Source organism: Embleya australiensis, assembly GCF_051903075.1.
Lineage (GTDB): Bacteria > Actinomycetota > Actinomycetes > Streptomycetales > Streptomycetaceae > Embleya.
The window spans coordinates 2,415,463-2,427,518 of sequence record NZ_CP182422.1; the positions used below are offsets into that span (position 1 = coordinate 2,415,463).

Consider the following 12,056-nt stretch of genomic DNA (forward strand, 5'->3'; position numbering starts at 1 on the left):
AGGGACCACACATGTCGTTCGATCGTGAACACGTGCTGCGCCAGGCCGCGCAGGTACAACCACGCCGCCGTCCGGGCGTCGCGGGTCTGCTGAGCGGGATCCACCGCAGCGACGAGCTGCGCGGCTGGATCACCATGGAGTCGGTGGCACTGCCGCCGGTGCCGGAGCGGACCGCCGACGGCTGGACGTTGTGGAGCCTGATCGGGGTCGGCAAGGCCACCCCGGGACGGCGGGAGTTGCCGATCCACCCGGTCTGGGGCGCGGTCCAGTGGGCCTGGCCGAGCGAGAACGTGCTGCGGCACGTCAAGCTGAGCGAGCTGCCCGAGGTCGCCGCATCGGTGGCGGGCACCATCTCGGACGTGTCCGCCTGGACGTTGTCGATGCAGCCGGACGCGCTGGCGGAGCGGGCCCGCTTCTTCCAGTCGCTGGGCCGATTCCTGGCCGACCCGGAGGCGGACGCGCGCGGCGGACCGAAGATCCTCGCCGGGCTCTACGCACGGGTGATGCCCGTGGGGGCGGTGGCCGCGTATCACCGGCTGGTGCCGTCGACCGCCTCGTGGCTGCGCGCGGGCGCACCCCGTGAGGCGGGCGCGCGGCGCGACCCGGGCGACTCGCCCACCGGCCGACCCGGCCCGTCGGGGCAGACGGCGGACCGGAGGCAGGCCCCGGCTCCGGGTCCGCGCCCGGCGGGCGACGACTCTTCCGGTACACCGGGGCCGAACCAGGGGTGGGCGGGGCGCCTCGGGGGTGGGCCCGGCGCGGGCGGCGCGGGTGGTGCGGGCGGCGCGGGTGCGCCGGTCGCGCCTCAGCCGCCGGCGCCGCGGCCGGCCGCCGAAGCCCCCGCCGCGCCGGTGTCGGCTCCGCCGCCCGCCCCCGCTCCCGCCGCCGCGCCTCCCGGCTCGGTGACGAGCCTGGTCCGGCAGGCACCCTCGGCGACCACGCTCGGCCGGCGGATCAACGACGCACACACGATCGCCACCGACTTCGGCCTGGACGCGATCGCCGCCGAGCTGGACCGGTTGCGGGCGCGGATGCGCCGACCGGGGTTGCGGATCGCGGTGGTCGGCGAGTTCGGCCGCGGCAAGACGTCGCTGATCAACCGGCTGCTCGGCGCCCCCGTGCTGCCCGAGGGCCGGCACACCCCGGTGCCCCTGGTGGTCGTGGCCGGCCCCGAGCCGCGCCTGGAGCTGCAGTTCGCCGACGGGCGCGCCGAGCCGCGTCCGGCGGTGGCCGCGGCCTGGGACGAGGTGTATCGGCTGAGCGAGGACCACGACTCCGACGCACCCCGCCTGGTCGGCGTGCGGGTCCTCGTAGCCGAACCCGAACTGGCCCGCCTGGACGTCGAGTTGGTGGACACCCCCGGCGTCAACGCGGGCCGGGGCAAGGGCGAGGACGCGGAGGACCTGGACCGCCGGACCGAGGACCTGGTCCGGCGTACGGTCGCGGCCAGCGACGCGGTGCTGATGGTGGTCTCCGCGAGCGCGCCGCTCGGCCTGTCCGAGACCGCGTTCCTGGAGGAGGAGGTGATCGCCCGGCACGTGCCGCGGATCACCGTGGTGGTGTCCAAGCTGGACACCGTCGACGAGGACGAGCGCGAGGACATCGTCGACTACCTCGGCGGCCGGGTGCGCCGAATCTCGCCGACCCTGCAGGTACTGGCCGGCCCGCATCGCGAGGATGCCTCGCCCGCGGCCGGCGTATACGCGCGGATCACCGAATACACCACCTCCGGCGGCCGGCGCAGCATGCGCTCGCGCCAGACGGCGGGCCAACTGCTCGCGCTGCTCGACGAGATGGCGGGCCTGGGTCGGGACGGACTGGCCACCGCGGCGCTCGGCGAGGCGGAACGGCGGCGCGCCGTCGAGGAGTCCGAGGTGGAGATCGACCGCATGGCCGGCGAATGGGGCCGGGTCCGGGTCGAGCTCCAGCAGCGCCGCACGCAGACGTCGGAGAAGTTCCGCGAGCACCTGCAACTCTCGCGCGGGGACCTGTTGGACACGCTGCGCTACGAACTCGAGCGCGCGCCCGACTCCCGGACCTGGTGGGAGCGCGATCTGCCGTTCCGACTGCGCCGCGAACTGACGGCGCTGGCCAAGAAGTTCGAGGCCCAGCTGCACTCCAGCGTGCAGGCCGACGTGCAGTGGCTGGACGCGAAGATGAAGTTGCACTTCGGACGCGGCAGCGGCTACCGCCTGGAGAAGGTCGAGCAGTTGTCCACCGAGTTCGAACTCGGCGAGGCGGAGTCGCTGGGCCTGAAGGACCTCAAGAGCCGCAAGCTGGCCTGGCGGATCGGCCCGACCGGTCTCGCCGTGCTCGGCGCGCTGCTGATCCCGCTCACCGGCGGCGTCGCCGCGCTGCCGATGGGCGCGAGCATGGCGGCGTCGGCCGGCGGCATGGTGCTCGGCGAGGTCAAGTCGACCTCGCTGACCGAGGCACAGCGCGCGCAGGCGATGAAGGCCCTGGAGCCGATGGTCGAGGAGGTCCTCGGCGGCTTCTCCGAGGAGGTCTCCAAGCGGCTGCACACGCTGTACGCCGGAGTGATGGACGAGGCGGTGCGCGGCCAGCGGGCCTGGCGCACCGATCGGCAGACCGCGCTGGCCAAGGTCGGCGCCGATGGACCCGCATGGCAGGATCTGGTCTCGCGCAGCGAGCAGCTCGGGGTTCAGCTCAACACCATGCTGGGCGCCAGAGGCTAGTGCCGGACGCCGATGCCGGGACCGGAACAGGTCCCGGCATCGGGCAGCCGTCGAGGAGGGGAGCGGTCAGGTGGACACGGGTCACGGGGCGGCCGATGGGGCCTACGCGGGGTACGGCGCGTGGCGGGCACGGCAGGAGACCCTGGTCGGCCTGATCGATCGGCTCACGCCGATCGTGGCCGGACTGCGCATCGGCGCGGGCGTCAAGAAGCTGGACTCGCTGAAGCAGCGGGCCGCGTCCGAGGCGTTCAAGGTGATGATCGTCGGCGAGTTCAAGCGCGGCAAGAGCACCGTGATCAACTCGATGCTCGGCGAGAAGGTGCTGCCCTCCTTCGCCCGACCGTGCACCGCGATCATCAACGAGGTGACGTGGGGCGACACCCGCTCGGCGCTGATCTACCCGCTGGAGGCGGACGGCAGCGCCGGTGAGCCGCTGACCGTCGGCGTGGACGAGATCGCCGACTACGTCACCATCGGTGCGGACGACGACAACACCCCGAACCCGTACGAGCGGGCGGTGGTGCGCTGGCCGCTCGAACTGTGCCGCAACGGCGTGGTGGTGGTCGACTCCCCCGGCCTGAACGAGGCGCCGGAGCGGGAGAAGGTCACCCTGAACTACCTCGAACAGGCCGACGTACTGGTGTTCGTGGTGGACTGTCAGGCCGCGATGTCGCGCAGCGAGCAGCTGTTCCTCGACGTGCACGTCAAGGCACGCGGCCACGAAGACGTCTTCTACGTCGGCAACAAGATCAACCTGGTCGAGGAAGAGGAACGCGAGGACGTACAGCGGGAGATCCGCAAGCGCCTCTCGCCCTACCTCTCCCGCCCGGACCGGGTCTTCTTCGTCAACGCCCGGGCCGCGCTGACCGGTCGGCAAAAGGGCGACCCGGACCTGCTGGCCGGATCCGGGATGCCCGAACTCGAACGCGGCCTGGAGGAGTTCCTGACCCGCGAGCGCGGCCGGGCCAAGATCCTTTCCCCCGCCCGGGAGCTCAAGTACCTGCTGATCGAGGCGCGCGAGCAGATCGACCGCAAGGAGGCGCTGCTCACCCAGGACGTGGAGGAGCTGCGCGCCACCTACGAGCGGGTCCAGGGTCCGCTGACCCGCCTGGAGCAGAACCGGCGGGTGATCGTCGCGCAGATGGAGGAACACCTGCGCGAGACCCGCGGCGAGGTCGAGGGCGCGACCCGGCGGTTCATGGACCGGGTCGCCGCGAACATCCCGACCTGGGCGCAGGAATACGACCCGAGCAACACCATCGGCGCCAACCCGTTCAACGCGCGGGAGAAGATGGAGGCGGCGGTCAAGGAGATCACCGACCACCTCTCCGGGCGGGTCCAGGTCGAGTTCGCGCAGTGGCAGGAGAACGAGCTCAAGCCGCTCGTCGCGCGCCGTGTCGAGGACATGGAGCGGATGATCGACGACGACGTGAAGCAGTTCGTCACGCGCATCGACGAGATCCGGGCCTCGCTCACCGCCGGGCCGGTCGGCACGGAGGAGGACGGCAAACCCTCGACGCCGATCGAGCGACTGCTCGCCGACGCGGTCAGCTTCGTGCTCGACCCGGCGACGGCGGTCTCCGGCGGCAAGTTCAACCTGCGCTCGATGCTCACCGCGCTGCTCCCGCAGATCGCGGTCGGCACGGCGGCGTTCCTGGTCGGCCTCGGACCGTTCGTGATCCTGGGCGCGGTCCTCGGCTCGACCGTGTTCAAGGGCGCGCTGCAACTGAACAAGGCCAACCGCCGGCTCAAGGAGCAGGTGGCCGAACAGGTCCAGCTGGAACTGCGCAAGCAGGCCGACACCGACGTCACCAACCTGGGCGAAGAGGTCGTCAAACAACTCCGCAAGATGCGCGACGCGATCGCCCAGGGCCTGGACGCGGAAATCAAGTCCATCCGCGACGAGGTCGGCGCAGCTTTGCGCACAAAGGAACAGGGCGAATCAGACGCAAAGCGCGAAAGCAACGAAATGCGCCGCTACGCCCAGGAACTAAACCGAGTCGACGAATCCTTGGCCGACTTGATCATGGACGTAGCCATGTAAACCCACCCCACAACCCCGCCCAAACAAACGCCGGCTGGGCCCGCGCCCGAGCCCAAGCAGCCACACAAACGCTCAAGACCAAGCAGCCGGACCGACCAAGCAGCCCGGCCGGCGCTTGAGGCGAAGCAGCCCGGCCGGCGCTCGAGGCCACCCAGCCGGGCCGGCGCTTGAGGCCACCCAGCCCCGCCGGCGCTTGAGGCGAAACAGCCTCGCCGGCGTTTGAGGCGAAGTAGCCCGGCCGGCGCTTGAGGCCACCCAGCCCCGCCGGCGTTTGAGGCGAAACAGCCCGGCCGGCCAACAGCCCGAGTACGGCCGGCTAGTCGACCAGATCCCGCACGACCGCGTCGGCCAACAGCCGCCCCCGCAAGGTCAACACGACCCGATCCCCCGCGTCGCGGACAAGCAGGCCATCCGCCACCGCTCGATCCGCCGCCTTTCTCCCCACCTCCGTGAGGAGCGAGCGCGGAACCCCCTCCACCAACCGCAGCTCCAGCAGGATCCGCTCGACCCGCCGATCCTCCGCGCCGAGCAACTCACGCCCCTGCCCGGGAGACGAACCCGCCGCCAAACGCTTCGCGTATGCGGCGGGATGCCGCACGTTCCACCACCGCACACCCCCCACGTGGCTGTGCGCCCCCGGCCCGGCCCCCCACCAGTCGGCCCCGGTCCAGTACAGCTCGTTGTGCCGGCACCGCGCCGCCGCGTCGGTCGCCCAGTTGGACACCTCGTACCACCCGAGCCCCGCCGCCTCGAACGCCTCGTCCGCCATCAGGTAGCGGTCGGCGAGCACGTCGTCGTCCGGCATCGGCAGTTCGCCCCGCCGCACCCGCCCGGCCAGGCGCGTACCGTCCTCGACGATCAGCGCGTACGCCGAGACGTGGTCCGGCCCCGCACCGAGCACCGCGTCCAGCGAGGCCCGCCAGTCGTCGTCCGACTCCCCCGGCGTGCCGTAGATCAGGTCCAGGTTGACGTGCTCGAACCCGGCCGCGCGCGCCTCGGCCACACACCGCTCGGGCCGCCCCGGAGTGTGCCGCCGGTCCAGGACCCGCAACACGTGCTCGCGCGCACTCTGCATGCCGAACGACAGCCGGTTGAACCCGCCCGCGAGCAGCGTGTCCAGGTAGGCCGGATCCACCGACTCGGGATTGGCCTCGGTGGTCACCTCCGCCCCCGGCGCGAGCCCGAACTCGTCCCGGATCGCCCCCAGGATCCGGGCCAGGTCGGCGGCCGGCAGCAGCGTGGGCGTACCGCCGCCGAAGAACACCGTCTCCACCGGCCGGTCCACGTCCCCCAGCGATCGCCGGGCCAGCCGGATCTCGGCGATCGCGTCGTCCGCGTACGACCCCTGCGAGGCCGATCCGCCCAGTTCGGTCGCGGTGTAGGTGTTGAAGTCGCAGTAGCCGCAGCGCGACGCGCAGTAGGGCACGTGCACATAGAAGCCGAACGGACGGCTCGCGCCGGCGAACTCGGCGAGCGCGGACGCGGGCAGCGAGCCGTCTTCGGGCACGGGCAGACCGTCGGGGGGTGCGGAGGGCATCTCCCCATTGTCCACGAGCACCCGACCGACCCGCCGACGGCAACCGCCCTCAGGTGACCAGCGTGCCCTTGTACATGTCGTCCAGGACCGCCGCGTACTCCTTCTCCACCACCCGCCGCTTCACCTTCAGGCTCGGCGTCAGCTCACCGCGTTCGACGCTCAGGTCGCGCGGCAGGATGGCGAACTTCTTCACCGTCTGCCACCGCTGCAGGTCGGCGTTGAGCCGGTCGAGGTAGTCCGCGACGAGCGCCCGGACCTCCTCCGCACCGACCAGTTCCTCGTACGACCTGCCCCGCAGCGCCGGCTGTCCCGCGGCCCAGCCCAGGAGCGCGTCCGGGTCCAACGTGATCAGCGCGGAGCAGAAGTTGCGGCCCTCCCCGTGCACGAGGATGTTGCTCACGAACGGGCACAGGCCCTTGAACCGGCCCTCGATCTCGCTGGGCGCGACGTACTTGCCGCCCGAGGTCTTGATCAGGTCCTTCTTGCGGTCGGTGATCCGCAGATAGCCGTCCTCGATGACGGCGATGTCGCCGGTGCGCAGCCAGCCGTCCTCGGTGAGCACGTCGGCGGTCGCCTCGGGGTTGTTGTGATAGCCCTGCATCACCGCCGGGCTGCGCACCAGCAGTTCACCGTCCTCGGCGATGCGCATCTCCGAGCCCGGCAGCGCCGGGCCGACGGTGCCGATCCGGTGCCGGTCGAAGCGGTTGACCGAACTGCCCGCGCTGGCCTCGGTGAGGCCGTAGCCCTCCAGGATCGGTATGCCGATCGCGTCGAAGAACTCGGCGACGTCGGGCGAGAGCGCCGCGCTGCCGGAGATACAGCCCTTGAGCCGACCGCCGAACAACGCGCGCAGCTTGTCGAAGACGAGCCGGTCGGCCACCCGATACTTCGCGTCGAGCACCGCGGACGGGGTCCGGCCGGCCTGCCTGACCTGCGACATCTCCCGGCCGACGCCGATCGCCCAGCGGAAGACGCGGTACTTGAGGCCGCCCTCGGCGCGCACCGTCATGTGTACGGAGTTGTACACCTTCTCGAACACGCGCGGCGCGGCGGCCATGAATGTCGGCCGCACGATCGGGAGGTTGGTGATCAGCTTGGGGATCCGGCCGTCGATGGCGGTCGGATAGCCGATCCGGATCTGTCCGCAGACCATCACCTTGCCGTAGCAGTGCGCGAGCGGCAGCCACAGGTACTGGAGTTCGTCGGCGTCGTTGTCCCCGATCGCGGCCTGCGCGGCGGCCTGATACGCCCAGGTGTCGTGCGAGAGCCGGACGCCCTTGGGCCGACCGGTGGTGCCGGAGGTGTAGATGAGGGTCGCGAGCCGGTCCCGGGTGATCGCGGCGACCCGGGTCTCCACCAGGTCGGGCTCCTCGGCCAGCCGGGCGCGGCCGAGGTCCTCCAGTTCGGCGAGGGTGATCACCCAGTCGTCGGCGGGCTCGCCCTCGGGCCCGGGCTTCGGCGGGTCGAAGACGATCACCTTGCGTATCGCGGCGAGGTCGGCCCGCACGCCGCGCAGCTTGGCGAGTTGGGCGTCGTCGGACACGAACGCCATCACACTGCCGGAGTCGGTCAGGATGAAGGCGGCCTCGTCGGCGTTGGTGGTCGGGTACACGGTGGTGGTGGCCGCGCCGGCGCAGATCACCCCGAAGTCGGCCAGCACCCATTCCAGCCGGGTCTCGGCCACGATCGCGACCCGGTCCTCGGCCTCGACCCCGAGCGCCACCAGCCCGGCGGCGATCGCCTTGGCCCGCTCGCCCGCCTGCCCCCAGGTGACCGAACGCCACTCCTCGCGATCACCGTCGCCCACCGCGACCGGGTGGCGGTACGCCTCGTTGTCGGGCGTGGCCCGAATCCGTTCCAGGAAGTCCACCGCGATGGACGGCGAACGGTTCTCGATGGCGGCGGACTCTGAACTCACTTCGGCCTCCGTGTCCAGGGCGGTTTCCGGGGTGTGGTGGTGGTGCCGAGCGGTGTCGCGATCGCATACCCGTATCGGTACCGGTATGCGCGTGCCCGGGGTGAGCATCGAAACCGACCAACCGGTCTGCGGAAGATGCCGATGAAGAAATCAGACGATGAAGCATGGTCGGTTTGGTTCGGTGCGTTCGGTTCGGTGCGCGGCTCGGCCGACAGGTTCGGTACAGCGCGGGCAAAACACGAAGCGGGTGCATCGATTCTGCCCGATGCACCCGCAACGTACGCTGCTCGAGGGCTACGCGGTAGTAGCTTTTTCGGATCAGTTGCTGAATCGAGTAATCGATTCTCCTCCCGGGCGACCGGCGTCGCCCGGATGTCCTATTTCAGCCCTGTCTCGGTCCAGACCGCAGCCACAACCGCGGCCCTGACCACACCCCAGCCCGCAGCGCTGCCTCGGCCCTACTTCCGCCCGCCGCTGTCGTCGGTGGACAGCGCCGCGATGAAGGCCTCCTGCGGCACCTCCACACGGCCGACCATCTTCATCCGCTTCTTGCCTTCCTTCTGCTTCTCGAGCAGCTTGCGCTTACGACTGATGTCACCGCCGTAGCACTTGGCGAGCACGTCCTTGCGGATCGCGCGGATGTTCTCGCGGGCGATCACCCGCGCCCCGACGGCGGCCTGGATCGGCACCTCGAACTGCTGACGCGGAATCAACTCGCGCAGCTTCTTGGTCATCTCGACGCCGTAGTTGTACGCCTTGTCCTTGTGCACGATCGCGCTGAACGCGTCGACGGCCTCGCCCTGGAGCAGGATGTCGACCTTGACCAGCGCGGACTGCTGCTCGCCCGTGGTCTCGTAGTCGAGCGACGCGTAACCGCGCGTCTTGGACTTGAGCGCGTCGAAGAAGTCGAACACGATCTCCGCGAGCGGCAGCGTGTAGCGCAGCTCGACCCGGTCCTCGGAGAGGTAGTCCATCCCGATCTGGACGCCGCGCCGGGTCTGGCACAGCTCCATGATCGTGCCGATGTACTCGCTCGGGGCCAGGATGGTGGCCCGCACCACCGGCTCGTGCACCTCGGCGACCTTGCCACCGGGGAACTCGCTCGGGTTGGTCACGGTGTGCTCGGTGCCGTCCTCCATGACGACCCGGTACACCACGCTCGGCGCGGTCGAGATGAGTTCCAGGTTGAACTCGCGCTCCAGCCGCTCCCGGACGATCTCCAGGTGCAGCAGCCCCAGGAAGCCGCAGCGGAAGCCGAAGCCGAGCGCGACCGAGGTCTCCGGCTCGTACACCAGCGCGGCGTCGTTGAGCTGGAGCTTGTCCAGCGCGTCGCGCAGCTCGGGGTAGTCGGAGCCGTCCAGCGGATACAGGCCGGAGAACACCATCGGCTTCGGGTCCTTGTACCCGCCGAGGGCCTCGGTGGCGCCGTGGTGCAGGGAGGTGATGGTGTCACCGACGCGGGACTGCCTGACGTCCTTCACGCCGGTGATGATGTAGCCGACCTCGCCGACGCTCAGGCCGTCGGACGGCTTGGGCTCGGGCGAGATGACGCCGATCTCCAGGAGCTCGTGAGTCACCCCGGTCGACATCATCTGGATGCGCTCGCGCTTCTTCAGGTCGCCGTCGATCACGCGGACGTAGGTGACCACGCCGCGGTACGAGTCGTAGACCGAGTCGAAGATCATCGCGCGGGCGGGCGCGTCCTTGACCCCGATCGGCGGCGGCACCAGGCGTACGCACTCGTCCAGCAGCTCGGGCACACCCACGCCGGTCTTGCCGGAGACCTTGAGCACGTCCTCCGGGTCGCAGCCGATGATGTGCGCGAGCTCCGCCGCGTACTTCTCGGGCTGGGCGGCCGGGAGGTCGATCTTGTTCAGCACCGGGATGATCTGGAGGTCGTTCTCCAGGGCCAGGTAGAGGTTGGCGAGCGTCTGCGCCTCGATCCCCTGGGCCGCGTCGACCAGCAGGATCGCGCCCTCACAGGCCGCGAGCGAGCGGGACACCTCGTACGTGAAGTCCACGTGGCCGGGGGTGTCGATCATGTTGAGGATGTGGATCTGCCCGTCGGGGGCCGTCCACGGCAGCCGCACCGCCTGCGACTTGATGGTGATGCCGCGCTCACGCTCGATGTCCATGCGGTCGAGGTATTGCGCGCGCATCTGCCGCGCATCGACCACGCCGGTGATCTGAAGCATCCGGTCGGCAAGCGTCGACTTGCCGTGGTCGATGTGGGCGATGATGCAGAAGTTCCGGATCAGCGCCGGGTCGGTACGGCTGGGCTCCGGCACGTTCACTGGCGGGGTCGCGGGCACGCGGGCTTCCAGATTCTCGATCGGGTGGACTGGCGAGGGTCGGGCGAAGGTCAAGCAAGGGTCAAGCTCGGATGTCACGAGTGCCCTGTGCGGGCCGCGGGTGATCGTGGTCGGATCACGCGCCGGAGCACAGGTGTCCTCCATATCGTCCCATGCGGCATGGGTACGCTGCGTTGGCGGCGGGGGTCCGGGGTGTTCGGCGGGTCGGGGTGGGGTCGGAGTGGGGTCCGGGCGGGGTCGGAATGTGGGCTGTGTCCGTGCCGACCGCCGGCTGCTGGTAATCTGATGGATCGCGTGTGGCGTACGTGTCTCTGCCACGCAAGTCAACGTCCGGACGGGCCCTCTCCCTGGATCGGATCCCGACCTAGTACTCAGAAGGCTCTTTCGTGGCGAACATCAAGTCCCAGATCAAGCGCAACAAGACGAACGAGATTGCGCGCCAGCGCAACAAGGCCGTCAAGTCGGAGCTGAAGACCTTCGTGCGCAAGGCGCGCGAGGCCGCCGAGGCCGGCAACGTCGAGCAGGCCGAGGCGCTGACCCGCCTCGCGGCCCGCAAGCTCGACAAGGCCGTCAGCAAGGGTGTCATCCACAAGAACCAGGCCGCCAACAAGAAGTCGGCCCTGGCGAAGCGTGTCGCGACGGCCAAGGCCTGACTCGCAACACCGGTCACCGTGGCGTGACCCCCGAGCGCACCGCGCTCAGCACACCTACAAGAGCGCCGCTCCCCACCTGGGGGGCGGCGCTTTTGTGGTGCGCGGGGGGGGGAGGCGGCGATGGGGTGTTGGCCGCCGGGGGCATGGACCATGGGCGGCGGCGCACGCGGCGGCGGGCCGGGGCGGTGGCGCACGCGACGGCGGGCCGAGGCGGTAGCGCACGCGACGGCGGGCCGAGGCGGTAGCGCACGCGACGGCGGGCCGAGGCGGTAGCGCACGCGACGGCGGGCCGAGGCGGCGGCGCACGCGACGGCGGGCCGAGGCGGCGGCGCACGCGACGGCGGGCCGAGGCGGCGGCGCACGCGACGGCGGGCCGAGGCGGCGGCGCACGCGACGGCGGGCCGAGGCGGCGGCGCACGCGACGGCGGGCCGAGGCGGCGGCGCACGCGACGGCGGGCCGAGGCGGCGGCGCACGCGACGGCGGGCCGAGGCGGCGGCGCACGCGACGGCGGGCCGAGGCGGCGGCGCACGCGACGGCGGGCCGAGGCGGCGGCGCACGCGACGGCGGGCCGAGGCGGCGGCGCACGCGACGGCGGGCCGAGGCGGCGGCGCACGCGACGGCGGGCCGAGGCGGCGGCGCACGCGACGGCGGGCCGAGGCGGCGGCGCACGCGACGGCGGGCCGAGGCGGCGGCGGAGTGGTTTCTCCTCCGCTTCGCTCCGTCGGGGGGGCGCGGGGGGCGTTGCCGCTGCGCGGCGCCTGGTGGTTCCGGCTCCGCTGCGCTCCGCCGGTGGTGGAGAGAGTCCGGCTCCGCTTCGCTCCACCGCTGCCTGGAATCGGACCGGGGCCGGGTCGTGGCGGGGTGGGATGGCGCGGAGCGGTTCCTGGCGCCTGCC

Annotated in this window: 6 protein-coding genes; 3 read left to right on the forward strand and 3 right to left on the reverse strand. The window is 71.2% G+C overall.

Annotated features, from left to right (window positions below; translation table 11 throughout):
• Positions 1-11 precede the first annotated feature (11 nt).
• Together ACMXN5_RS10055 and ACMXN5_RS10060 are read left to right on the forward strand one after the other, a co-directional pair.
• Complete coding sequence (locus ACMXN5_RS10055) at positions 12-2,696, forward strand: dynamin family protein (RefSeq protein ID WP_439674939.1); 2,685 nt, start codon at positions 12-14, stop codon at positions 2,694-2,696.
• A 70-nt stretch (positions 2,697-2,766) separates the two neighbouring features.
• Positions 2,767-4,740, forward strand: a complete 1,974-nt coding sequence (locus ACMXN5_RS10060) for a dynamin family protein (protein WP_439674940.1) — start codon at positions 2,767-2,769, stop codon at positions 4,738-4,740.
• A gap of 316 nt (positions 4,741-5,056) precedes the next feature.
• On the opposite strand, the gene hemW is transcribed toward ACMXN5_RS10060, so the two are convergent.
• The 3 genes from hemW to lepA all read right to left on the reverse strand — a co-directional run bounded on the left by hemW (position 5,057) and on the right by lepA (position 10,507).
• Positions 5,057-6,277: a radical SAM family heme chaperone HemW gene (hemW, locus tag ACMXN5_RS10065; RefSeq protein WP_439674941.1), complete on the reverse strand. Its 1,221-nt coding sequence runs from the start codon at positions 6,275-6,277 to the stop codon at positions 5,057-5,059.
• Between the two features lie 49 nt (positions 6,278-6,326).
• The gene (locus tag ACMXN5_RS10070) at positions 6,327-8,195 is read right to left on the reverse strand and encodes an AMP-dependent synthetase/ligase (RefSeq protein WP_439674942.1); all 1,869 of its coding nucleotides are present in this window, start codon (positions 8,193-8,195) and stop codon (positions 6,327-6,329) included.
• Positions 8,196-8,653: 458 nt separating this feature from the next.
• On the reverse strand, positions 8,654-10,507 hold the full coding sequence (gene lepA, locus ACMXN5_RS10075; protein WP_439674943.1) for a translation elongation factor 4: 1,854 nt from the start codon (positions 10,505-10,507) through the stop codon (positions 8,654-8,656).
• 386 nt (positions 10,508-10,893) lie between these two features.
• On the opposite strand from lepA, the gene rpsT reads away from it, so the two are divergent.
• Complete coding sequence (gene rpsT, locus ACMXN5_RS10080; protein ID WP_078977364.1) at positions 10,894-11,160, forward strand: 30S ribosomal protein S20; 267 nt, start codon at positions 10,894-10,896, stop codon at positions 11,158-11,160.
• Positions 11,161-12,056 lie beyond the last annotated feature (896 nt).